At 71.6% G+C, this 23,419-nt stretch carries 22 protein-coding genes; 5 read left to right on the top strand and 17 right to left on the bottom strand.

Going from position 1 to position 23,419, the window contains the following annotated elements:
- Window positions 1-260: 260 nt before the first annotated feature.
- The 10 genes from iolD to ABZ374_RS34825 all read right to left on the bottom strand — a co-directional run bounded on the left by iolD (window position 261) and on the right by ABZ374_RS34825 (window position 11,021).
- Window positions 261-2,141, bottom strand: a complete 1,881-nt coding sequence (gene iolD / locus ABZ374_RS34870; protein ID WP_360319015.1) for a 3D-(3,5/4)-trihydroxycyclohexane-1,2-dione acylhydrolase (decyclizing) — start codon at window positions 2,139-2,141, stop codon at window positions 261-263.
- Window positions 2,138-3,013, bottom strand: coding sequence for a 5-deoxy-glucuronate isomerase (gene iolB, locus ABZ374_RS34865; protein WP_360319013.1), 876 nt, complete (start codon window positions 3,011-3,013; stop codon window positions 2,138-2,140). Before iolB ends, iolD begins: the two co-directional genes overlap by 4 nt.
- A complete protein-coding gene (locus tag ABZ374_RS34860) occupies window positions 3,010-3,894 on the bottom strand; it encodes a deoxyribose-phosphate aldolase (RefSeq protein WP_360319103.1) in 885 nt (294 codons plus the stop codon). Before ABZ374_RS34860 ends, iolB begins: the two co-directional genes overlap by 4 nt.
- A gap of 2 nt (window positions 3,895-3,896) precedes the next feature.
- Window positions 3,897-4,919 (bottom strand): 5-dehydro-2-deoxygluconokinase, encoded by a 1,023-nt coding sequence (gene iolC / locus ABZ374_RS34855; protein WP_360319011.1) that lies wholly within the window; start codon window positions 4,917-4,919, stop codon window positions 3,897-3,899.
- On the bottom strand, window positions 4,916-5,713 hold the full coding sequence (locus ABZ374_RS34850) for a 6-phosphogluconolactonase (RefSeq protein WP_360319009.1): 798 nt from the start codon (window positions 5,711-5,713) through the stop codon (window positions 4,916-4,918). The genes iolC and ABZ374_RS34850 overlap by 4 nt, the downstream gene beginning before the upstream one ends.
- A gap of 5 nt (window positions 5,714-5,718) precedes the next feature.
- Window positions 5,719-6,549, bottom strand: coding sequence for a carbohydrate ABC transporter permease (locus ABZ374_RS34845; RefSeq protein ID WP_360319007.1), 831 nt, complete (start codon window positions 6,547-6,549; stop codon window positions 5,719-5,721).
- A 3-nt stretch (window positions 6,550-6,552) separates the two neighbouring features.
- Window positions 6,553-7,440, bottom strand: coding sequence for a sugar ABC transporter permease (locus ABZ374_RS34840; RefSeq protein WP_360319005.1), 888 nt, complete (start codon window positions 7,438-7,440; stop codon window positions 6,553-6,555).
- A complete protein-coding gene (locus ABZ374_RS34835) occupies window positions 7,437-8,822 on the bottom strand; it encodes an extracellular solute-binding protein (protein ID WP_360319003.1) in 1,386 nt (461 codons plus the stop codon). Before ABZ374_RS34835 ends, ABZ374_RS34840 begins: the two co-directional genes overlap by 4 nt.
- A gap of 91 nt (window positions 8,823-8,913) precedes the next feature.
- Window positions 8,914-9,858, bottom strand: coding sequence for a sugar phosphate isomerase/epimerase (locus ABZ374_RS34830; protein ID WP_360319001.1), 945 nt, complete (start codon window positions 9,856-9,858; stop codon window positions 8,914-8,916).
- Entirely contained in the window at window positions 9,855-11,021 is a 1,167-nt protein-coding gene (locus ABZ374_RS34825) for a Gfo/Idh/MocA family oxidoreductase (RefSeq protein ID WP_360318999.1), read from the bottom strand. The genes ABZ374_RS34830 and ABZ374_RS34825 overlap by 4 nt, the downstream gene beginning before the upstream one ends.
- 259 nt (window positions 11,022-11,280) lie before the next feature.
- On the opposite strand from ABZ374_RS34825, the gene ABZ374_RS34820 reads away from it, so the two are divergent.
- On the top strand, window positions 11,281-12,027 hold the full coding sequence (locus tag ABZ374_RS34820; RefSeq protein WP_360318997.1) for a GntR family transcriptional regulator: 747 nt from the start codon (window positions 11,281-11,283) through the stop codon (window positions 12,025-12,027).
- 103 nt (window positions 12,028-12,130) lie between these two features.
- A complete protein-coding gene (locus ABZ374_RS34815) occupies window positions 12,131-13,000 on the top strand; it encodes an ROK family protein (RefSeq protein WP_360318995.1) in 870 nt (289 codons plus the stop codon).
- 288 nt (window positions 13,001-13,288) lie between these two features.
- On the opposite strand, the gene ABZ374_RS34810 is transcribed toward ABZ374_RS34815, so the two are convergent.
- The 3 genes from ABZ374_RS34810 to ABZ374_RS34800 are packed head-to-tail and all read right to left on the bottom strand — an operon-like array spanning window position 13,289 to window position 16,457.
- The gene (locus tag ABZ374_RS34810; RefSeq protein ID WP_360318993.1) at window positions 13,289-14,011 is read right to left on the bottom strand and encodes a hypothetical protein; all 723 of its coding nucleotides are present in this window, start codon (window positions 14,009-14,011) and stop codon (window positions 13,289-13,291) included.
- Window positions 14,008-14,478 carry a hypothetical protein gene (locus tag ABZ374_RS34805; protein ID WP_360318991.1) on the bottom strand — a complete coding sequence of 157 codons (471 nt, stop codon included), beginning with the start codon at window positions 14,476-14,478 and terminating at the stop codon, window positions 14,008-14,010. The genes ABZ374_RS34810 and ABZ374_RS34805 overlap by 4 nt, the downstream gene beginning before the upstream one ends.
- Window positions 14,475-16,457 carry a LodA/GoxA family CTQ-dependent oxidase gene (locus ABZ374_RS34800; RefSeq protein WP_360318989.1) on the bottom strand — a complete coding sequence of 661 codons (1,983 nt, stop codon included), beginning with the start codon at window positions 16,455-16,457 and terminating at the stop codon, window positions 14,475-14,477. Before ABZ374_RS34800 ends, ABZ374_RS34805 begins: the two co-directional genes overlap by 4 nt.
- Before the next feature lie 934 nt (window positions 16,458-17,391).
- Here ABZ374_RS34800 and ABZ374_RS34795 point away from each other — a divergent pair.
- Both ABZ374_RS34795 and ABZ374_RS34790 read left to right on the top strand, forming a co-directional pair.
- Window positions 17,392-17,985, top strand: coding sequence for a helix-turn-helix domain-containing protein (locus tag ABZ374_RS34795; protein ID WP_360318987.1), 594 nt, complete (start codon window positions 17,392-17,394; stop codon window positions 17,983-17,985).
- 296 nt (window positions 17,986-18,281) lie between these two features.
- Window positions 18,282-18,476, top strand: coding sequence for a hypothetical protein (locus ABZ374_RS34790; protein ID WP_360318985.1), 195 nt, complete (start codon window positions 18,282-18,284; stop codon window positions 18,474-18,476).
- Between the two features lie 64 nt (window positions 18,477-18,540).
- On the opposite strand, the gene ABZ374_RS34785 is transcribed toward ABZ374_RS34790, so the two are convergent.
- The 3 genes from ABZ374_RS34785 to ABZ374_RS34775 all read right to left on the bottom strand — a co-directional run bounded on the left by ABZ374_RS34785 (window position 18,541) and on the right by ABZ374_RS34775 (window position 20,657).
- Window positions 18,541-18,915 (bottom strand): VOC family protein, encoded by a 375-nt coding sequence (locus tag ABZ374_RS34785; protein WP_360319101.1) that lies wholly within the window; start codon window positions 18,913-18,915, stop codon window positions 18,541-18,543.
- 54 nt (window positions 18,916-18,969) lie between these two features.
- Window positions 18,970-19,782 (bottom strand): SAM-dependent methyltransferase, encoded by an 813-nt coding sequence (locus ABZ374_RS34780; RefSeq protein ID WP_360318983.1) that lies wholly within the window; start codon window positions 19,780-19,782, stop codon window positions 18,970-18,972.
- Window positions 19,783-19,958: 176 nt separating this feature from the next.
- Window positions 19,959-20,657: a TetR/AcrR family transcriptional regulator gene (locus ABZ374_RS34775; RefSeq protein WP_360318981.1), complete on the bottom strand. Its 699-nt coding sequence runs from the start codon at window positions 20,655-20,657 to the stop codon at window positions 19,959-19,961.
- Between the two features lie 79 nt (window positions 20,658-20,736).
- Between ABZ374_RS34775 and ABZ374_RS34770 the strand changes: the two genes are divergently transcribed.
- The gene (locus ABZ374_RS34770) at window positions 20,737-22,137 is read left to right on the top strand and encodes an MDR family MFS transporter (RefSeq protein ID WP_360318979.1); all 1,401 of its coding nucleotides are present in this window, start codon (window positions 20,737-20,739) and stop codon (window positions 22,135-22,137) included.
- A 184-nt stretch (window positions 22,138-22,321) separates the two neighbouring features.
- On the opposite strand, the gene ABZ374_RS34765 is transcribed toward ABZ374_RS34770, so the two are convergent.
- Window positions 22,322-23,419 (bottom strand): hypothetical protein (locus tag ABZ374_RS34765; protein WP_360318977.1); only part of this gene is annotated, 1,098 nt, incomplete at its 5' end.

The following is a 23,419-nucleotide window of genomic DNA, read 5'->3' as shown; positions in this document are numbered from 1 at the left end:
CCCCCATCCCCGGACCTTCATCGCCGACGCGACCGACTCCACCGTCCGGCCGGCGCACAGGAGCACGGCGGGTCGGGGATCGCACCGGCCCACAGGGCGATCGACGCGTATCGTCCGCCGTCCGCCGCAGCCCACACCACCGCGACGGCGCCGCACGCACACCCGGACGCCGCCGCCGGTCCGAGTCCCCGCCCGGCGTTGGGCAGGGGCTCGGCGGGTGCCCGGCCGCGCTCGGGTCGGGGGTGACGGTGTGGGAGGGGTCAGGGGAGGGCCGGGCGGAGCAGCGGGCGCTGGCTGGTCTTTTCCCGGTCGTAGCCGCGGCGGGCCTCGCCGGTCGTGGGGGTGGTGGAGACCTCGGCCACGGGTACGTCCCACCATGCCTGTGACGACGGGGAGCCGATCAGGGGGTCGGTGTCCACGTGCACGACCGTCGTGCGCGAGGACGCGCGGGCGGTGGCGAGCGCGGTGCGGAATTCGGCGAGGCCGTTCGCCCGGAGTACGTCGGCGCCCAGGCTGGCCGCGTTCGCGGCGAGGTCGATCGGCAGGATCCGGCCGTCGAAACCGCCGGACTCCCGGTCCCGGAACCGGTATTGCGTGCCGAATCGCTCGGCGCCCACCGTCTCGGACAGCGCCCCGATCGAGGCGTAGCCGTGGTTTTGCACGAGCACGATCACCAGTTTGACGTCTTCGGCGACGGCGGTGACGATCTCCTGCGCCATCATCAGGTAGGAGCCGTCCCCGACCAGCACGAACACCTCGCGGTCGGGCGCGGCCAGCTTGACGCCCAGGCCGCCGGCGATCTCGTAGCCCATGCAGGAGAACCCGTACTCGACGTGGTAGCCCAGCGGATCGGCCGGGCGCCACAGTTTGTGCAGGTCGCCGGGGATGGAGCCGGCCGCGGACACCACCACGTCCCGGGGCGCCATCGCCTCGTGGACCGCGCCGATGATCTCGCTCTGGGCGGGCAGCGGGGTGTGTGCGCGGGCGAACGCGGCGTCGACCTCGGCGTCCCAGCGCCGCACCGCCTCGGCCGCGCGGGTGCGGTGTTCGGCCGGGGCGGTCCAGCCGGCCAGCGCCGCCGTCAACGCCTCCAGGCCCGCCCGCGCGTCCGCGACCAGCGCGACGCCGGCGTGCTTGGCCGCGTCGAACGCGGCGATGTTGAGGTTGACGAAGCGCACGTCGGGGTCGGCGAACAGGGTCCGCGACGCGGTGGTGAAGTCCTGCCACCGGGTGCCGATGCCCAGCACCACGTCCGCGTCATGCGCCAGCGCGTTCGCGGCGACCGATCCGGTGTGGCCGATCCCGCCGACGGCGGCCGGGTGTTCGTGCGGCAGTGCCGCCTTACCCGCCTGGGTCACCGCGACCGGAATGCCGGTGGCCGCGGCGAAGGCGGCCAGCGCGGCGGTCGCGTCGGCGTGCACCACGCCGCCGCCGGCCACGATCAGCGGCCGGCGCGCGCTCCGCAACACCGCGACCGCCGCGGCCAGCGAGTCCGGGTCGGGCACCGGGCGGCGGACGTGCCACACCCGCTTGGCGAACAACTCCTCGGGGAAGTCCCACGCCTCGGCCTGCACGTCCTGCGGCAACGCGAGGGTGACCGCGCCCGTCTCGGCCTGGTCGGTGAGCACCCGCATGGCCTGCGTCACGGCGTGCGCGAGTTGTTCCGGGCGCTGGACGCGGTCGAAGAAGCGGGAGACCGGCCGGAAGGCGTCGTTGACGCTGATGTCGGCGGCGTACGGCAGTTCCAGCTCCTGCAGGACCGGCGAGGCCGCCCGGGTGGCGAAGGTGTCACCCGGCAGCAGCAACACCGGCAGCCGGTTGATCGTGGCCAGCGCCGCGCCGGTGACCATGTTGGTCGCCCCGGGTCCCACCGACGCCGTGCACGCCAGCGTCGACAGCCGGCGCCTGGTCCGGGCGTAGGCCACGGCCGCGTGCACCATCGCCTGCTCGTTGCGGGCCTGATGGTAGGTCAGGTCACCGGGGCGCTCCAGGAGCGCCTGCCCGATCCCGGCCACGTTGCCGTGCCCGAAGATCCCGAAGCAGCCCTCGATCAGCCGGTGTTCGACTCCGTCGCGTTCGCTGTACTGGCGGGAGAGGAAACGCACCAGCGCCTGTCCCGTGGTCATCCGCACGGTGTTCATCGCGGTCCCTCCGCATCGCACATCGGCACCCGGGGGTCGCGTTCGACGCTCTCCCACGACTGCCGGACCCAGTGGTGTTCGGGGTCGTCGCAACAGGCCATCGTGCGTTGCGAATGCGGGCCCGCAAGCACGTTCAGGTAGTACATCGGGTATCCGGGTGGCGCCATCGACGGGCCGTGGTAGCCGCGCGGCACCAGGACCACGTCGCCCTGACGCACCTCGGCGAGCACGTCCACCTCCCGCCCGTCGTAGACGCGCTGGTAGCCGAAGGGGCGTCCGGGGCCGCCGGAGGAGCCGAGTTCGAAGTAGTAGATCTCCTCCAGCACCGCCTCCCCCGGGCGTGCCTCGTCGTGCTTGTGCGGGGGGTACGAGGACCAGTTGCCGCCCGGCGTGAGCACCTCGACCGCGACCAGGCGGTCGCAGCCGAAGCCGTCCGGCGCGGCGAAGTTGTTGACCTGCCGCGAGGCCGCGCCGGCGCCGCGCACCTCCACCGCGACGTCGGCGGCCGGCACGTACGCCGGTGCCAGGCGCCGGTCGCAGCGCGCCGCCGGCAGCGCGAACCGGCCACCACGCTCGGAGGTCACGCTCACCCGCGCCTCGCGCGGGGCGTAGACGAAGTCGGTCACCCGCGCGAACACGTGCTCGCGGCCCGCGAGTTCGTAGCTCGTCCCGTCGACCGTGACCACGCACGACCCGGCCAGGGGCAGCACGATGGTCTCCGCGTCGCCGGTCTCGAACCGGCGGGTCTCGCCCGGGGCCAACTCCAGCACGCGCAGTGAGCTGTAGGCCCAGCCGGCCGACTCGGGGGTGATCGCCACTCGGAAGCCGTCCGCGGCGGTACTCCCGTCGGGCAGGTGCAGGGGGCTGCTCACCGCGTGGCCCCGCGCACCAGGGACACGGCGGTGTCGACCGCACCGGCCACGTCGCCGTCGTGCGGGAAGAGCATCGTGCGCCCGATGATCAGGCCGCGCACGTGCGGGATCTCCAGCGCGCGCTGCCAGGAGGCGTACATCGCGTCGACGTCGCCGCCGCCCTCGCCGCCCAGGAGCAGCGTGGGCATGGTGGTCGAGGCCATCATGCGCTCCATCTCGTCGACGACGGGCACCTTGAGCCAGGTGTACGCCGAGGTGCGCCCCAGTGCGGCGGAGATGTTGTTGACCTTCATCTGCGCGTCGGGGGTGAGGATGTTGCGGACCTTGCCGTTCTCCCGGGCCGACATGAACGGCTCGATCAGCGCCAGGAGTTCGCGTTCGGCAAGCTCGTTGACCGCGTTCGCGGTGCCGATCAGCGTCTCGGCCGTGCCGGCGTCGGCCGGGTCCACGCGCAGCAGGATCTTGCCGCCGTCCAGGCCGCCCTCGGCGATGCCGCGCGCGTCGTAGGAGCCGAACCGGTCGTCGAGTTCGAAGCTCGCGCCGGGGATGCCGCCGCGGTTCATCGAGCCCAGCACCAGCTTGCCGTCGAGCGCGCCGAGCAGGATCAGGTCCTCGACGATGTCCGGGGTGCCCAGGAAGCCGTCCACCCCGGGGCGGGCCAGCGCCTCGACGCAGCGCGCGAGCAGTTCGTGCCGGTCGCCCATCGCGGTGGGGTCGCCGCCGGCGGCGATCGCGCCGCGCGCGGCGTGGTCGGCGGCGAGGATGAACAGCGGACGGGCGAAGCCGGCGCGCTCGAACCTGGGTCGGGCCAGCGCGGCGCGGCGGATCGCGCCGGGGTCGGTCAGGCGGGTGGTGACGACCGAGGCGATGTCGGGGGCGATGCTCACAGCTGTCCTTCGGTAGGGGTGGAGACGGGAATGGAGACGGGAATGGAGGCGGGCCCGGAGCCCGAGGCGGCGTCGGCGGTGGAGCGCGCGATCAGGTCGTCGATCTCGGCGAGGGTGGGCATCGCGTCGGCGCACGCGTGTCGCCCGGCGACCAGGGCGCCCGCGGCGTTGGCGATCTCCAGGGTGCGGCGCAGCGGCAGTCCGCCGGCCAGGCCGGCCGCGAGCGCGCCGCCGAACGCGTCGCCGGCGCCGAGGCCGTTGACCACCTCGACGGGGATGGGCGCCAGCCGGATCTCCTCGCCGGCGGTGCGGGCCAGGACGCCGGCCGGTCCCTGCTTGACCACGGCCAGTCGCACCCCGCGCGCGAGCAGGCGGTCGGCGGCCTCGTCGGGGTCGCGGGTGCCGACGGCGACCTCGACCTCGTCGCGGTTGCCGACCGCCACGGTGGCGTGTGCCAGGGCCCGGGCGTACCACGCGGGTGCCTCGTCCGGGTCGGCCCAGAACATCGGCCGCCAGTCCAGGTCGAGCACGGTGTCGCCGCCCTGGGCCCGGTCGGCGACGGCGCGCAGGGTGGTGGTGCGGGAGGGCTCGGCGGACAGTCCGCTGCCGGTGATCCACACGATGCGCGCGGTGCGCAGGGCCTCGGTGTCCAGGTCCTCGACGGTCAGCGCGAGGTCGGGGGCGTTGGGTCGGTAGAAGTAGAGCGGGAAGTCGTCCGGCGGGAAGATCTCGCACAGTACGACGGGCGTCTGCCGTCCGGGAACGGTGACCACGTGGCGATCGTCGACGCCGAAGCCGCGCAGCGCGCTGCGGACGAAGTCGCCCAGCGGGTCCGGGCCCACGCCGGTGACCACGCTCGCGCGCAGTCCGTGCCGGGCGGCGGCGACGGCGACGTTGGTCGCGCTGCCGCCGAGGTACTTGGTGAAGGTGCGCACGTCGGCCAGGCCGACCCCGATCTGTTCGGGGTACAGGTCCACTCCCACCCGGCCGAGGGTGATCAGGTCCGGGGAGTCGCTCATCGGGCGTCCGCCGCGGCGCGGTCCACGTACAGGGACGGTCGTTCGCAGGTGACGAGCAGGGTGGCCGGCCACGTGGGGTCGTAGTCGCCGGCCGCGGACAGGCGGCGGACCGCCTCGCGCTTGTGCTCGCCGTGCACGACCATGACCGCGCGGCGGGAGCGCGAGACGATCGTGTGCACGCCGACGGTCACGCCGTGGCGGGGGACCTCGTCGAGCGAGGCGTAGTCGGGGAAGGTGCCGAGGTTGTCCCGGCGGGTGCTGTCGGGCAGTTCGACGACGCGGCTGCGGCTGTCCCGGGGCGCGCCGGGCGGGTTGAAGGCGATGTGTCCGTCGGTGGCGCCGGAGGCGAGGATGAACAGGTCGATGCCGCCCGCGTCGGCGAGGCGGGTGTCGTACGCCTCGGGGTCGGCGGGGTCGGGGAACCAGACGGCGTCGGCGGGGATGCCGCGCCCGGGCCCGGCGGCGGCGTCGAGCGGGGCGACGATCTCCTGGGCGGCGAAGCGGTGGCAACTGTTGTGCGCGGTGTGTTCGATGTCGGTGAAGCCGTCCGGGCCGGCCACCACGTATTCGTCCATCATCGCGATCACCACGTGCCGCAGGTCCAGGCCGCGGGCCGCGACCTGTTCGGCCAGCGCGTCGTAGACCGGCTTGGGGCTGCGACCGCCGGGGCAGCCCAGGACGTAGCGCACGCCGGCCGCGTCGGCGGCGGCGATGCCGTCGGCGATCTCGCGGGCGAGCGCGTCGCCGAGGTCCGCCGGTGCGTCGAAGACCTGGAGGGGAAGGGGGGCTGGCATGGGTGTCACTCCTTGACGGCGCCCGCGAGCATTCCGCTGATCATGCGGCGCTGGAGGGCGATGTAGCTGATGAGCACGGGAAGGGCGACCAGGACGGCCGCGGCGGCGGTCACGCCCGGATCGCTGTTGCGGCGGTTGCCGGCGAAGAACGACAGCGCGAGCGGTGCGGTCTGCACCGAGCGGTCGTCGGGGACCAGGACCAGGGCGAGCAGGAACTCGTTCCAGGCGAAGAGGAAGAGCAGGGTGGCCAGGGTGCCGATCGCGGGCATCGCCATCGGCAGCAGCACCGAGCGCAGCGTGCGCAGGCGGGACGCGCCGTCCACCGAGGCCGCCTCGCGCAGCGCGGGGGGTGTGGAGACGAAGAAGGTCCGCATCCAGAACACCGCGAAGGGCAGCGACAGTCCGATCTGCGGCAGGATCAACGCCCAGTAGGTGTTGACCAGTTCCCAGTCCTTGAGTTGGTAGTACAGCGGGATCACGGTCGCCTCGTACGGCATCACGAGCCCGATCAGCAGCAGCCCGAGCATCGGGCCCTTGAGCGGGAACGGGAAGAACGCGAGGGCGTAGCTCGCCAGGACCGCGAGGACGATCGTGCCGACGACCACGGCGGCGGCGACGATCAGGCTGGAGGTCAGCGCGTCCGAGAACAGCCCGCGCCGCCACGCCTCGGTGAAGTTGTCGAAGCTGACCGAGGTGGGGATGGAGAATCCGCTGGTGCGCGTGCCGGGTTCGCCGAACGCGAGCAGCAGGACGGACAGGAACGGGTAGAGCGCGATGAGGGCGGCGACCGCGAGGATCGCGTGGCCGATGACGTTCTGTCGGCGACTGGTGAGCATCGGTCAGCCCTCCTTGCCACGCACGACGCGCATGATCACACCGGTGACGACGAGCACCACGGCGGTCAGGCAGACGCTGATGGCGGCGGCGCTGCCCACCTCGTGGGTGAGGAAGGCGCCCTGGTAGATGAACACGCTGGGCACCGTCGTGGACGTGCCCGGGCCGCCCGCGGTGGTGTTCCACACGAGGTCGAAGTTGCGCAGCGCGTAGGTGATGGTGAGCACGAGCGCGATGGCGATCTCGCCGCGCAGCGCGGGCAGGGTGACGGTGAAGAACTCCCGGATGGGGCCGCAGCCGTCGAGCCGGGCCGATTCGTACAGTTCGGTGGGGATCTTCTGTACGCCGGCCAGGAAGAGCACCATGCACAGGCCGTACATCACCCAGGTGCCGACGATGCCCACCGCGGGCAGCGCGGTGGCGTAGTCGCCGAGCCAGGCCCGCGCGAGCGAGCCCAGGCCCACCGCGCGCAGCGCGGCGTTGAGCGGGCCGTCGATGTCGTAGATCCACCGCCAGGACACCGCGACCACCACGGTCGCCAGGATCTGCGGCAGGAACAGCACCGCGCGGAAGAAGCTCAGCCCGCGCACCCTGATCCGCGACATCAACGCGGCCAGGAACAGCCCCAGTGCGACGGGGAAGATCGCGTAGAAGACGACGAAGACGAGCGAGTGCCCGATCGCGGAGGGGATCCGGCCGTCGTCCAGGAGCGCGGAGTAGTTGTCCGCTCCCACCCAGCGGCCCTCGGTGATGCCGTCCCAGCTGAACAGGGACACCCAGGCCGTCTGCCCCAGCGGTCGCAGCACGAACAGCGTGTAGAACACGGCGGCCGGCAACAGGTAGAGGAACGCGGGCCAGTACTGTCTCGCGCTCCACGCGCGCAGGCCGGTCACGACGCGGCCTTCGCGTCCGCACTCTGCTTGGCCGCGAACGCGTCCCGGTCGTCCTGGAGTGCCTTGGCGAAGCCGCTCGGGGAGGTGTGTTTGGCCAGCAGGTCCTGGGTCTTGGCACCGATGGTGTCGTACATGGTGGTCGAGGCCCAGTCGAGGTAGAAGTTCTGGCCGTCGTCGGCGAGGAGCTTGAGGCCGATCGTGTTGACCTGCTCGACCACGGGGCTGCCGGCCCTGACCTTGCCCGCGCCGGTGACCGGGGTGCGGCCGACGTCGGCGATGGTCTGGGCGAACTCGTCGCTCATCAGCAGGTCCAGGAAGGCCACCGCGGCGGGCAGCTTCGTGGTCTTGGCGCCGATGTGCCAGCCCAGGCCCAGCGAGCCCACCGTCGCGCGGGTGCCGTCGGCGCGGGCGGGCAGGGTGAAGCCGACCTTGCCGTTCATGTTCTCCTGGAGGGACGGGGCGTTCCAGGAGCCGGCGACGAGGAACGCGCCCTCGCCCGCGCCGAACTTGGCGACCGCGTCGTCGGAGCTGATCCCGTTGTATCCGGGGCCGAAGTAGCCCTGCGCCGCCCAGTCCTGCACGGTCCGGGCGGCGTCCACGGTGCCGGGGTCGGCCACTGTGGTGCCGGGTACGCCGGTGATCCACGAACGCACGTCGCGGCTGGGCGTGTTCTGGCCCTGGACCAGGCCGATGACCTGGCTCGCCGGATACTTCTCGGCGTTGCCCAGCATGATCGGCTGCTCGCCCGCGGCCTTGACCCGGTCGAGCGCGGCGGTGAACTCGGCGTAGGTCTGCGGCGGCGCGATGCCCAGCTTCGCGAGTTTGTCGGTGTTGTAGAACACGCCGACGTATTCGGTGGCGGGACTGATGCCGTACAGGCTGCCGGAACCGAAGATCGAGCCGTCGGGCGACCAGCGGTACTGCTTGAGCGCGCCCTCGGTGTAGGTGTTCTCCCACCCGTAGGTGCGCATCACGTCGTCGAGCGGGCGGATCAGCCCGGCCTTCACCAGCGGGCCGTCGGTGCCGTAGCCCTGGTTGCCCTGGGCGAGGTCGGGCGCGTCGGAGCCCGACATCGAGTTGACGACGGTCTTCATCAGGTCGTCGAAACCCTTGGTGGCGACCTCGACCTTGACGTTCGGGTACTTCTTCTCGTACAGCGGCACGAGGGCCTTCAGCGTGTTCTCCTCGCCGGCGTCGGCGAGCACGCGCAGCTTGGTGTCGCCCATGGCCTTGACGTCCTCGACGGAGACCCGTTGGGTCACGGGCCCGCCGGCGAGGGTGGAGGCGACGGTGCTGCCGCCCGCGCCGGGGACGCCACACGCGGTGGCGAGGATGCCGGTGAGGGCGATCCCGGCGACCGCGGTCCAGCGCAGAGTTTTCATGGTTGCTCCCGTGTCCGACCACCGCGGGTGGTCAAGAGGGACCGAGGGCACGGCCGCCTGGCGGGCGGCGCCCTCGGGATCGGGGTCGGGGTCAGACGAGTTCGGCGACCTTGGCCGCGAGCCACGCGTGGTTGGCGGCCTGTTCGGCGGCCACGGTCGGATACAGCTCCGCGGGGGTCGGCGCGCGGTCCTGCTCGATCAGCAGCCACTCGCGGTAGCCGCCGCGCAGGAGGGCGACCAGGAATCGGTCGATGTCGACGTCACCGTGGCCGAAGGGCACGCACACGTTCGCCCACCACGTGTCGAAGTCGGTGCGGCGCTCGGCCTTGGCCCGGGCCAGCACGCTCGTGTCGACGTCCTTGAGGTGGACGTGGTTGATCCGCTCCTGCCAGCGGTCCAGGCACTCGACCGGGTCGCCGCCGGCGAGTTGGATGTGGGCGATGTCCAGCGTCAGACCCACCTCGGTGAGGTCGAGCAGCCGGTCCACCTCCCAGGGCGATTCGACGAAGGTGCTGATGTGCGGGTGGAAGGAGGTGCGCAGCCCGTACGAGCGGGCCAGCGCGACGGCCTGTGCGGACAGGTTCGCCAGGCGCCGCCAACCGGCGTCGTCGAGCGCGAGCGAGCGGTCCTCCCAGGCGCGGGCCGGGTTGTGCAGCAGGGCCTCGCTGCCCTCGTCCGCCAGGATCGCCAGCGGCGTCTCGCCGCCGGCCTCGGCGCACGCGGCCAGTTCGCGGCAGGTCTGTTCCATTCGGGCCAGGTCGTGGGCCACCACGTCGTCCCCGAGCGCGTAGTGCACCGGGATGTAGGCCCCGACGGCGGCCAGGCCGTGCCGGGTGAACAGGGCCGCAGTCTCGGCCGGGGTGCCGAAGAACCCGGGCGGGCCCAACTCGCTGCCCGCGTAACCGGCTTCGGCCATCGAGGCGAGCAGGGCCTCCGGCGAGGTGCCGGCGCCGCCGGCGGCTTCACCGTAGACGCCGTAGCTGACGGGGGCGTTGCCGATCCGCAGGGCCCGATCGGTCGGTCGGATCGTGGTCATCGGGCGTCACCTTCCAGGAGGGCGGCCTCGCCGCCGACGGTCACGTCGGCGCGGCGGGCGATCGCCGCGATCAGCGCCTGTAGGCAGCGCACGTCCTCGGCGGCTCCGCTCGCGGTCGAGCGCACCGGCGCGCCGTGCGTGATCGACGCGGCGAACTCCGCCAGTTGTACGACGAATCCGGTGTCGTAGCCCGAGCGCACGAGCGAGTCGCGGCTGGCCCCGTCGTGGGCGCGCTCGACCCGCAACGTGCTGCGCACGTCCACCAGGTAGGGCGCGGCCATGTCCAGCCGCAGCCGGCCGTCGCGGGCGAGCACGGCGACCTCCTCGCCGTATTCGGGGTGGTCGGGCAGCCAGTTCCAGTTGAGCACCAGGCGCGCGGCCCCGTCGACGCCCAGCGGCGCGGACGCCAGCAGGCACGGCGGTTCGCCCTCGACGGGCCACGGCCACAGCTCTGCCGAATCGAACGAGGTCGGCAGGGTGAAGCCGAGCGCGCGCAGCAGCGAGAGTTCGTGGATCACCGAGCCGTTGAGCACCTCGCGGTAGTAGCGGCCGAGTTCGGCCGGGACCTCGCCGAGGGCGTCGAGCGTGCGTTCGGCCTCGTAGCGGATCGCCTCGGCGATCACCGCGCCGTCCGCGTCGTCGGCCGGCGGCGGCATCCGCAGGTGCGCGACCTGGGGTTCGTCGGCCGGGTGCAGCACCGTCACCCGCACGGTGCGCGGGGTGTCGAGCGTGTCCAGTTCGGCGGCGGCGAGCGCGGTGATCGGGTCGTACATCTTCATGTAGCCGACCTGGAGGACCAGGCCCCGCTCGGCGGCGAGCGCCCCGAGTTCGTCGGCCTCGGCGACGGTCAGGCACAGCGGCTTCTCGGCGAGCACGTGCTTCCCGGCGAGCAGCGCGGCCTTGGCGTCGCGGGCGTGGGTGCCCGGGGTGGCCAGCAGTACGGCGTCCACGTCGGGATCGGCCAGGACCCGGGCGTATTCGGTTTCGGCCCGCACGCCGGCGCCGGTGTGCGCCGCGACCGACGCCGCTCGGGAGGGCGACAGGTCGCACACGACCGCGGTGGTGACGAGGTCGCCGAGGCGCCGGATCGCGGGCAGGTGCACCGACTGGGTGATCGTCCCGGCACCGACGACGGCGAGACGGACGGGTTCGCTTACCGGCATTGAGGGTTCCTTGCGCGTCGTGGTTGTGACGGAAGTCGACGATATGGCGGAAATCATCCATATCGAACGCATGATCCACAACAAACGGATTGTCCACATCGGACAGATCGCCTATATCGGACGGGAGGGTGACATCGGAACGATGCATTCCGCTTGTTGCTTCTCCCGGATCATGACCTACGGCAGACCAGTTAGTCCAGAGATTGGACCAGATTCACATCTGGTCTGGCCACTGGTTCTTCTGGTATGTTCTCGCGCTGTGACAGTCAGCGACGATCTCCCCGCCTCCGCCGCGGGACCCGCCGTGCAGCTCGCCTACCGGGCACTGGCCCAGGCGTTGGACCGGCGCGAGTTCCCCGCGGGCAGCCGGCTGCCCGGCGAACGCGCGCTCGCCCAGCGGCTGGGGGTCAGCCGCAGCAGCCTGCGCCTGGCCCTGGCCGGTCTGGAGCGCGACGGCCGGGTGCACGCCTCCGCCCAACGCGGTTGGTACGTGTCCACCGACGTGGTCAGCGAACCGCCGAGCGTGCTCCGAAGCTTCACCGACATCGCCCGTGACCGCGGGCTCACCGCCACCGCCCGGCTGCTGACCCGGCGGGTGCGGTTGACCAGCTACGAGGAGGCGGTCCGGCTGCGCGTCGCGCCCGCCTCCGAGGTGGTGGAGATCACCCGGGTGCGGGGCCTGGACAGCGTCCCCGTCTGCCTGGACACCACCGTGGTCGTCCGCGACCGGGCCCCGGTGTTGGAGACCGCGGAGCTGGAGAACCGCTCGCTCTTCGCGCTCCTGGAGGAGGCGGGCGTGCACATCCTGCGCAGCCAGTACACCGCGCACGCGGACGCCGCCGACGCGTTCACCGCCGAGGTGCTGCGGGTGCCCGCGGGCTCGCCCGTGCTGATCGGCGAGGAGGTCACCTTCGACCGCGGCGAGGCACCGGTGTTGCTGGGCCGGGCGGTGTACCGCGGCGACGCGTATCGATTCGAGACCATGCTGCATCGCGGCACCGAGTAGGCCCGACCGGTCGGCCCGAGGTCGCGGGCCCGGCATCGCGGGCCCGGCCGCCCGACCGCCCGCACGGCGTACGGCCGACGAGCAACCCACCGTTGGAGACCCCTTGAGCACCTTCGTCACCGCGGCCCTGGACGTGGGCGGCACCAAGATCGCCGCCGCGCTCGTCACCGCCGACGGAACCGTCCTCCACCGCGACGAACGCCCCACCGTCACCGCCGAGCGGCTGCGCGACCCCGGACTCGCCGGCACCCGGGCGGCGACGATCGACCTCCTCGCGGCGGCGGCACGCCTGGGGCTGACGACGACCGGGCTGGGCGCCGGTTTCCCCGAATACGTGGACGCGGACGGCTTGTTGACCAGCCGCGAGGTGTTGGCGTGGGACAAGCAACCGCTCGACGTGTTGTCCGCACTCGCCCTCGACGTCCCGTGCGCGGTGGGGTCGGACGTGCGCTGCGGCGCGCTCGGCGAGGCCCGATACGGCGCCGGGCGTGGACTCGACGGCTTCTTCTACGTGTCGCTGGGCACCGGCCTGTCCTCGACGTTCGTGCTCGACGGCAGGCCCGTGACCGGTGCGCGCGGCGAGGCGATCGCGCTCGGCGAGTTCGAGGTGCCGGCGTCGGTGGATCCGAACTGGGCGGGCAATCTGGAGAGTTACGCCTCCGGGCGGGGCATCGGCGAACGCTTCGGCGTGGCCGGCACCCGTGAGGTACTCGCCGCGGGCGGCCCCCGCGCGGCCGCCGTGCTGGACTCCGCCGGCCGCGCGTTGGGCACGGTCCTGGCGGCCGTGGTCCGACTGCTCGATCCGGCCGCGATCGTGGTGGGCGGCGGGCTGGGCAGCGCCGCCGGACCGGTGCGCGCGGCAATGGAACGCGCCTACGCCGAACACACGGCCACCCGCCCCGCCGCACCCCCACTGCGCACCGCCACCCTCGGCCCCGACGCCGGCCTCATCGGCGCCGCCGCACTGGTGTAGGCCGACGGCATCGCCCGGCGGCAGCGAGGGTGGGCCCGGTGGGAAGGGGACCACCTTTCCCTGTCCGCCTCTTGGCTTCGTTCGAAGACGGTGACGCCCGGGCGCTGCGGGCCGACCACGGCAGCGGCGTTCACGGCCCCATCGGTCTTCGCCGACGGGGCTGCGTGCGAGGTTGGTGGTTCTACGGTGGCGGCACGGCGGGTGGCCGGCGGGTCGCCGATGAATCGGCGACCCGCCGGGCGCGACCGCGAGCGGGGTGGATGGTGCGGCGCTCGATCTTCGGGGCTGCTAGGTATTGAGGCTGGTGTTGTTCCACCAGCCCTGGCGTCCGACGGTGAAGGTGACCTCGCGGGTCCCGATCAGGCCCTTGTAGGTCTTGCCCTTGACCAGGGGGCTCTCCTGGACGACACCCTTCGGGTCCTTGATGGTGGGGATGACGACGGCGGCGGCGTGGTCCAGGTCCCCCTGCTGGAAGCCGACGGGTTGTGTGGTGGTGATGACCTCGTCCCAGTTCGGCGGGGCGGCGAGCTGGTGGGCGAGGTGGACTTCGGAACCCTGGCCGAAGGCGAGGCAGGTGAGGTTGTCGGGGTAGGTGGTGGCGTCGAGTGGCTTGTAGAAGACGACGTCCTGCGGGCGGCAGGTGGCGGTGGTCTCGTCGAGGATCTTGGTGAAGGTGCGATTGCCGGCGCTGTCGACGGTCACCCGCTCCAGTTCCACGGGCAGCGAGTCACGGGTGCCGTCGACGATCTCCTTGAGAGGCCAGTGGCCCTCGGAGAACAGGGAGTAGTACACCTGCTGGTCCTCGTGGCTCGCGAGGTCGTCGAGGTACTTCGTGCGCAGGCTCTCGGCCAGGCCGAACTTGTTGATCATCTGGAAGGCGTGCACGGGGACGTGGTAGAGCGGCAGGTGGTAGGCGAAGATCGTGCCGGTGCCGATGAGCAGGAACCGGTGGCCGTGGCGGGGGGCGGCGGTGTCGGTGTCGGACCGGGAGATGACGTCGGGGATGGTCATGCGGGCACTCCTGGGGGTGGGATCGGCTCGGGTCGGGTGTTCGCTCGGCCGGCGGCGGGATCCGTCGGGCCGGCGGTGTGGCGGCGGTGCCGGAAGGCGTGCCGGGGCCATCGGTGTTCGAGGCCGCGGCAGGTGCGCCGGCTGCGCGGGTGGGTGGCGGTGATCGTGTCGAATTCGGCGGCGTAGCGGGTGAGTGCGGTGCGATCGCCGCCGAGGTGGTCGTCGACCGCCCGGCCGGCCCGCATGCCGGTGTGCGGGGCGGTGAGGATGCCCTGCGGCGACAGCGGGTCGGCCGCGATGGCCGGCTCGGCGGCCGGTGGCGTCGGCCGGCCGGCGGCAGCGCACTGTGGGGCGTCGGCGGGGCCGCACCGTTCCGGCCGGTGCGGCCCTGCCGGGCCGCCGCCGGCGACCACCACGTCGTACTCGGGCGCGGTGGGCGCCGGCCGGCCGGTGTGGTCCACCGTCACGAAGGATCCTCGGGGCGGCCGGTGCCGTTGGCGGCGTCCTCCCCGAACGGGTCGAGCTTGTCGATGTAGCCGACGGTGATGTTCCCGGGGGCGATGTCGATGTCCTCGGCGAGGGCGGACAACGCCGCGCCCCAGGCGACCTGGTCGGCGGCGGTCTGCGGGACGTGCAGGGTGACCAGGTTCCGGTCGTCCGGCACCCCTTCGAGGGCGAAGCCGGGCACGGACTCGACCTGGACGTACGGCGGGTACTTGTTGTCGCCGACGGTGTAGCGGCGGGTCTCCACCACGCCGAAGTGGTGCCACTCCGCGGCGGCCTGCTTCAACTGCTCCTTGTAGGTGCCGCTCAGACCACGCAGCCAGGAGGCCCGGTTGGCGAACGCCGCTTCGCGCTCGTCCTCCGAGGGCGTCGACCCGCCCTCCTTGTTGACGACCCGGAAGTCGCGCTCGGCCAGCACGTGGTTGGGTACCCGGGCGGGCCAGAAGGTCGGCAGGTGCGGGTCGTACCGGGGGCCCAGGCCGAGGGTGGACTCGTAGCCGGAGCGGCAGCTCGCGGTGTCCGTCTGCCAGGGGATGGCCATCCACCGGGTCAGACCACCCGGGCCCTGGGCGTGCAGCGGGCCGTCGGCGCCCAGTGCCCGCTCGGGAGTGAGCTCGGCGCCGTAGTCGGGCTCCACCTGCCCCTCGGCGCGGTGCAGGATGCGGAACGGTTCGGCGAACATCGTCGCGTGCCGAATCGGCCAGGTGACCTCGCAGCCGGGGTGGAAGGCGTCGGCTAGGCAGAAGTCGAGGGCCGCCCGGTCCAACAGCCCGGGCTGATCGGCGACGGGTGCCTCCTCCAGGTGGCGCGGGAAGCCGCTCCGGGCGGTGCCGACGAAATCGCCGTCGGACCACTTGAGCAGCATGTCCATCTGGAGGTCGGACAGAGTCATGTACTGCAGCGGCGACTTGGGCCGGCTGGACATGCCGTCGCCGTAGAACCACGGCCAGGTCATCGGCGCCAGGCCGTCCCGCTGGTAGTCGCGCATCGCGGTGTACACCTGGCGGCGCAGCTCGCGGTAGGTGTTGCCGGGCTTGGAGAGGCGCCGCTGCATCTCGGCGGTGGTGAAGTCCTGCGGACCGGCGTAACCGAAGTGGGTGGCGAAGCCCTTGTTGACCCACTGCAGGGTGCTGAAGCGTTCCAGGAGGGGCTTGATGTGCTGTTCGAAGGACACCGGAGTCGGGCGGGGCAGTTGGCCGTTGCCGACGAAGACGTCCAGGAGCAGGTCGTAGACGGTGCGCACGGTCTTGACGTCCGGTGCGTAGTTGGGCGGGCCCACCACGACCCAGGCGGGTTCGACGTCGATGGGGTGGCCGTTCAGGGTGACCGCGGCGGTGACCGGGCCGTCCGAGATGTCGTCGTACCAGCCGTCGTTGTTGCCGAACGAGTGCAGTTCCTCGTTGTTCTTGGCGGCGGAGTGGCCGGAGCCGCCGAGCACCACGAGCCGGCCGTGCTCGTCGGTGTGCATCCGGCCCAGCGGGACGGGGATGTCCTGGAACGTGCCGCCGGTGAACTCCACGCTCTGGCCGGTTCCGGCGCGCAGGGTCTTGCGGCCGGGATCGATGACGAGGCGGCCGCGGTCGATGCCCTTGTTGCGCCGGGGCGTGCTGTGGCCCTGCATGTCGGGGATGTCGAGGGCGAGGCTGAACTCGTACCAGGCGGCCTTTTGGTTCGCGACGTGCACGCCCCATTCGATCGTGATTCCGGCGTCGGCGGCCGTCAGTTCGCGTACGACGTGGCCGGCGCTGTCGTAGCCGTAGAGGCGGAAGCGGGCCGCTTGGCGCTTGAAGGCGCCGGTGGCGTCCTTGAGCGAGCCGACCGGCATCGGGTCCGGGTCCGGTGTCTCGGGGCCGTAGTACCAGCCGTCGTCGCGGGTGCTGTTGCCCACCCGGGCCACTCCGATCGCGGGGTGGATCTTCGCGTAGGCGATGTCGTTGCTCATGGGGGTTGCGGGTTCCTTCCGAGACGGCGAAGGTCGCGGGGTCGGCGCGCCGCGCCGGCGGGCGGCCGGGGGACCGGGCGACGGGGTGGGGGGACCGGGCCGCATGCGGCAGCCGGCGGGCCGGGAGGGCGCCCACGGCCGGCCGGGAGAGCGCGGCACGTCCTTCAGGTTGACCGATCGACTGCGGTCCATCCCTTTCCGGGCAAGGCAGTTCGTGTACTTCACCCGGATGGCGCGCGCCCGCTGTTTCGGTGGCCGACCGTGCGATCCGACGGTCCGACCGGTCCGGTCGAGTATTCGAAAAGCCGCCCGTCAGACGGTCGTACGGCTACGCGGTACGGCTCGCAGGCGCACCGGCGTGTCGTGGGCACGCCGCCGTCGGCGCCGCCCCGCGCTTCCCCGTCCGTCGCCGCCCACCGGAGCCCACCCGGGCACTCACTGCCCTTCGCGGCCATTCCGCCGCCGACGCACGCCCGGCGCTCCGGGGACTCCGACAAACAGGGCCGCGCGGAACGCTGGTTGGCGCCCCGGCAGGCGTCGGAGGAGCCCGGGTCGTCGCCGACTCCCTGAATGCCGGATCTGCGGGCGACTCCGCGCCGCGGTTCGCGGACGCGCTTGGTGCCGGGTCGGTCGCTCCGGCACTGCGACCGGCCGTGGCCACGTGCGTGATCCGGTGCTGCCGGGTCCGTCGCTCCGGCACTACGACAGCCCGTGGCCACGTACGTGATCCGGATCCGCCGGACGGTGTCGGCCGCCCCGCTCCGCTCTCCCGCCCCGGCGACGGATGCCGTGCGTGCCGACGATCGCCGCTGCCACGAGCCGTCCTCCGGGCCGTTTCCTGCCGCACGGTCCCGCGTCGTCTTCACCTCCCCATCGCTGCGGCGTTTGCGGTATCGGCAACTTTCGTTGCCCTCCTCGGCGATGGTTGGATTGAATGCGACGCATGGACGAGTCCTCACCCGTCGCCGACACACTGGCAGGGGTCGGCCCGCGACTTCGCCGCATCCGCACCGAGCGTGGCCTGACCTTGTCCGCACTGGCCGAGGCGACAGGGATCTCCATCAGCACCCTGTCCAGGCTGGAATCCGGCCGACGCCGCGCGAGCCTGGAAATCCTCCTGCCGATCGCGCACGCCCACCGGTTGCCGCTGGACGAGCTCGTCGGAACCCCGGAGTCGGGCAGGCCCCGGATCCACACCAGGCCACGTATGCACAACGGCAGGGCCCGATTTCCGCTGACCGACCGCCCGAGCCCCCTACAGGCGTGGAAGCTGGTCATCCCGGGCACCCAGAACCGGCCCGAGCCGTGCACGCACGAGGGACACGTGTGGCTGTACGTCCTGTCCGGACGGGTACGGCTCGTCCTGGGCGGCCTCGGACTGGTGCTGGAGCCGGGCGACGCCGTCGAGTTCGACACCGGTGTGCCCCACTGGTTCGGTCCTGTCGGTGGCTCGGCCGTGGAGGTCCTCGGCCTCTCGGGCAGCCGGGGCGAGCGCGTGCACGTCCGCACGGGGCCCCGGTCCGGTTGAACACCGCACCCACCGGCCGGGCTCGCGCGTACCTCGGCGCCCGCACAGGCGTACCTCGTCGGTGAGTTGCGGAAGCCCGGGGCCGGGCCCGAGGCCGGGCCCGGAGGAGTGACGGCGGGCCCGGAGGGACCCCGGCCCTCCATGTTCACCACACGCCGGGGCCCCGGACACACCCAGCCGCCGAGGAGAACGACAACTCCCCTACGGGAAGCCCGAGTTGCGACAGGCGTCCCCTCGGCCTTCCCTTCGTACCCCACACGGCATGATGGCGGGCACGGTTACCCGAAGGAGGCACGATGGATGGTCGTTCGAGGCGCCGTCGTCTCGCCGGTTTCGTCATGATGATCGCGGCGTTCGTACCGGTCGGATGCACGAACGATGACACGGACCGGGGCCGCGATGTGGACGAACCCACGATCGGCGCCAACCTCTACTACTACGACGGCCCCTCGCCGGGATTCGCGACACCGATCCCCGCAACCCGACGCTGAACACACGGCGGCCTCGGCACCCGCGCCATCACCGCAGACGCGACCCCGGTAGTTGCCTCTCCTGTCAGTCCCGGACGAGACAGAACGGGTGCCCTGCCGGATCCGCGAAGATGCGCCAACTCCGCTTCCCGTCCCCCTCATCGAGCAGTGAGGCGCCCAGATTCAGGACGTCTTCCTGAGCTCGATCCAGGTCCTTGACACCCAGGTCGAGGTAGAACTGCTGGGGCCGAGCGGGATCCGGCCACCCTGGTGGCTGATGGTCTTCCACCCCCTGGAAGGCCAGTACGAGCCCGTCGGTATGGAGTGTCGCCCAGTCGTCACCGAGCGACCACCGCGGATCCGGCTGGTTCACCACCCCGCCGAGAAGCGACTGGTAGAAGCGGGACAGCTCGACGACATCGGCACAGTCCAACACCACACACTGCAGCTTGGCGATCACGAAGGGCAGCGTCTCACGACGCCTGATCACGATCTACAGCCGGAGTCTGGAGTATCAGATCTTTTTGGCCATTCCGCCCGAGATCAGGATGTGGGAGGTTTCCAGGTCCCTCGGGGCGATGGGAGCGGAGGGGCGCCACAGGGCCGTGGAAACGACGCCCGGGTCGACCATTTCCATGCCGTGGAAATAGTGCTCGATCTCGTCCTGCGTCCTGAATCTTCCGCTGCCCAGGCTTTCCTGCATGACGGCCTCCAGGCGGTCGATGCGTTCGTCTCCCGGGCGTCGGAGGAAATGGGACAGGAAGAGGTGACTGCCCGGCGCCATCAGGGACTTGTACTGATCGACCAGTTCGTCCGGGTGTTCCTCGTCCCCGAGGTGGTGCACGACGGAGAGCATCAACCAGGCCACGGGCCGGGTGAGGTCGATGAGCAGTTCGAACCCCGGTGCGGACAGGATGTCTTCCGGCGACCTGAAGTCGGCCTGCACGATCGCGGTCCTGGGATGATCCGCCAAAATGGCCCGCCCGTGGGCGAGAACGATCGGATCGTGATCGACATACACGACCGAACATCGCGGGTCGACCGCGTGCGCCACCTGGTGCGTGTTGTCGGCAGTGGGCAACCCGGAACCCAGGTCCACGAATTGCGTGATGCCGATCCCGGCCAGGTACCGTACGCCCCTCGCCAGGAACTCGCGGTGGATCGGGGCCGTGCGCCTGGTGTCCGGGGCAATGGCGTAGAGACGATCCCCGACCTCCCGATCGGAGGCGAAGTTGTCCTTTCCGCCCAGTAAATAGTCGTAGACCCGAGCCACACTCGGAACCGCTACGTCGATGACGGGCCCCGCCGATTCTTCCTCGCCGGCCAAGACGTCTCCCCCAGGGTGATCGAATGAAATTCGCGTCCGTGAAGTACCGAAGAATGCCCACCAAGTGCCGTCGCGACTTTATCGGATGATCGTTCGACGACGCCGAATCCGTGCGAGGCTCCCCACGGCCCTCGCCCCGAGATCGGGCGCCCGGTCCTGCGGAACCGTCGATTCCCTTACGACAACTTCGACTTCCCGAACGTTTCAGCCGATCCCGATCCCGATCCCGTGGGCAGGCGTGGAGCATGGGCGCGCAGGAAGATGCGTACGCCGCCCGTCACCAACCGGTCGATCTCGGCGTCATCGAGCCGTACCGCCCCGTACCAGGAACGGTGGTTGACGCGACCGGTGACCAACAGGCCCAGGAACTCGGCGGCCTCGTCCGCGTCGGGGATGTCGAGGAGGCCCTGTTCGCCGAGTTCGGCCAGGCGGGCGGCCAGGGCACGCTGGACGGGGCGCTCCTCGGGTGACGGCCGCAGCAGCGCCGGGAAGTGGGACGCCTCGGCGATCATCAGCCGTAGCACGGCGGCGCGTTCGGCGGAGCGGGCGATCTCGGTCGCGAATGCCCGGCCGAAGTCGGTGAGCGCGGTCTCCAGATCCGCCGTCCGCACAACGGGCTGCCCCAGGGTCCGGTCCAGTAGTTCCCGGAAAGACTCGGCCTGCGCGGCTTGGGTCTCCTCCACGGCGGACAGGAACAGCCGCTCCTTGTCGCCGTAGTAGTCGTAGATGGTGCGCTTGGAGACGCCCGCCGTCCGCGCGATGGCATCGACGCTCGCGCGTGCATAGCCCTCGCGTACGAAGATCTCGAGTGCCGCTCGCACGATGGCGGAACGCTTGGCGGGCGACCCCTGGCGGAGGGTCGAGGTGTCGGGCACGAACGGCTTCCTTCCTGCACGGCTGTTACTACACCATACAGTGTAGTCTCACTACACTATACGGTGTAGTGTCGTGAGTATGACGAACACGACGACCGGCACACCGGCCTCCGACCGCCTCGATCCCGCCGTACTGAAGCTCGGAGCGGTCATCGTGATCGGATCCATCACCGCGATGTTGGACATGACGATGGTCACGGTCGCCCTCGCCGACCTCACCCGCACGTTCGGCGCCTCGGTGACCACGGTCCAGTGGGTCGGCACCGCCTACCTGTTGGCCATCGCAACGGTCATCCCGGCGACCGGCCGGCTCGCCGAACGTTTCGGCATCCGAGCCATGTGGATGTTCTCGCTCGGCGCCTTCCTCGCCGGTTCGGTTCTGTGCGGGGCCGCCTGGTCGATGGCAAGCCTGATCACGTTCCGGGTCCTGCAAGGCATCGGCGGCGGCATGATCGTGCCGCTGGGCATGACGATCCTGGCGCAGGCGGCTCGGCCCGAGCAGCGCGGACGGGTCATGGGCATCGTGGCCGTGCCCGGACAGATCGCTCCGATCGCGGGACCGATGATCGGCGGCCTGCTCGTCGGCACCGTCGGCTGGCGCTGGATCTTCTACGTGAACGTGCCGATCTGCCTGGCCGCGCTCCTTCTCGCCCGGCGTGGCATCCCCGCCGGCGCGCCACACCGGCAGGGCGGAGGCCGGCTGGACACGATCGGCCTGGCACTGCTCTCCCCCGCCCTGGCCCTGATCGTCTACGGGTTGTCCGCACGTACGGCACGGCTGCCGCTGCTGGTCACGGGTGCGGCTCTGCTCATCGCGTTCATCGTCCACGCGCTGCGCAGGCAGACCGCCGCCCCGCTGCTGGATCCACGGCTGTTCACTCACCGGCCGTTCGCCGCCGCATCGGCGTTGAACTTTCTCTCCCGGTTGTCGATCTTCGGCGTGATGATCCTGCTGCCGCTGTACTACCAGCAGGTCCGCGGCCACAGCCCGCTGACCACCGGCCTGCTCCTCGCGCCACAGAGCCTCGGCACGATGCTGGCCCTGCCCTACGTCGGAAAGCTCACCGACCGAATCGGCGCGCGCCCCGTCGTCCTCACCGGAATCGCCATCACCGCGCTGGGCACACTCGCCTTCACCCGGGTGGGCGCGCACACCGGCGACGCGGCCCTGGGTGTGTCCCTGCTCGTGTTCGGCATCGGGGTCGCGGCCGTCGCCGTGCCGGTGTCGGCCGCCGCCTACGACGGACTGCCGCCCACCGCCATCCCCGGCGCGACGAGCGCCATCACCACGGTGCAGACCATCGGCGCGTCATTCGGCGCAGCCGTGCTCGCCGCGATCCTGCAGAGCCGAGAAGCCCACCATGTCGACGCACCGGCACACGCCTTCGCGGACACGTTCCGATGGGTCCTGGCCGCCACCCTGCTGACCCTGATCCCGGCCCTACTCCTCCCCCTCCGACACAAGGCGAAGCCCCACTGATCCGCCACACCCCTCACAGCCGCCCGGCCCCCGCCGGAGCGACGGCCCGTCGGACCCACCTCCACGACCGGCCGAACGCGAGCGTGAACCCGAAGTCGGCACCTACCCACGCCGACTTCGACCGGCGGATGGTTTCCCTGCGGCTGCGCCGCCCGCGGCATCGTGGCCACGGGGTTCCGTCCAGTCATGGCGAGATGCCGAGTTCCGCGAGCCGGAGCCGACCGTATTCGCGCAGGAACAGTCCACGGCAGTCAGTGGTCGACATGGCATGCACCAGGACGCGTTGGTACTCCGCCCAGTCTCCGTCGAGCGTGCCGAGTCGCATGACCGTACCCGCGATAACATCGGCGAAGTACGGGAAACGACCGTGGTCCTCGGCGACCATCCGGGCCATCCGCCATAACAGGGCCCGCAGTTCACCCTCGTCCACGCCGCATTCGGCGAGGGCGGCGATGCCCTCGTGCAGCCGGCCGAGCACCTCGCCGTAGGCACGCCGCGAGCGCCACTCCCCCTGCGGATTCACGTACTCGCGTTCCACCCGCGCGACCAGGCGCCGCACCACCGGTCCGAGCAGCGGTTGTTCGACGAGCAGCAGCGCGGCGGCCAGCGAACCCGTGTCGGCACGATCGATCGCCGTGCCGACCCCGGACGTCTCCCGACCGTCGTCCTCGGCCAACTGTTCGGCGGCCTGCCGCAGCGCGAGGAATCCGTCCCAGGTCGCCGTCAGGTCGTCCCACAACTCCCAGTCCCACCGGCCCCACTCGGCCCAGGCCGGCGCGTCCCGCGCCAGTTCGGGACGATTCACCGGGCCGCCGGCCTCGAAAAGAATCGGCTCCTCCGGGATCGGCGACCGGTCCCGGCCGGACGGGCGGCCGGTAGCCGAAAGCCACCCCACGCCTGGATCGGCCGGCCCACCCACCGGGTCGGCCCACGACACCGAGCCGGCCGGCGGCACCGAGGGCGCCGCCCTGCGCGCGACCCCGAGCACGTACTCGGCACGCTCCAGGTTCGACGCGTCGACCCCGACCGCGTCGTCGAACTCCCGCAACGTGCCGAGCATCTCCTCCCACGACCACTCGCGATAGCGCCGCACCAACAACCGGGCGGCCTCCCGGAACACGTCCCCGCCCGGTTCCGCACCCGGGTCCAGCCGGACCCGGTTGGCCGGCTCCCGCGTGTTGGGCCAACGCGGCACCACCACGAAGCTCGGCTTCGTCGCCGCGTCGCTGGTCTCGTACGTGGAGAACGTCCGCCCACCCGGCGCCACCCACCCGGCCAGATC

Source organism: Embleya sp. NPDC005971, assembly GCF_040629175.1.
Taxonomy (GTDB): domain Bacteria; phylum Actinomycetota; class Actinomycetes; order Streptomycetales; family Streptomycetaceae; genus Embleya.
Note: the sequence above shows the minus strand (reverse complement) of the source record. Positions and strands in the feature narration are given on the sequence as shown.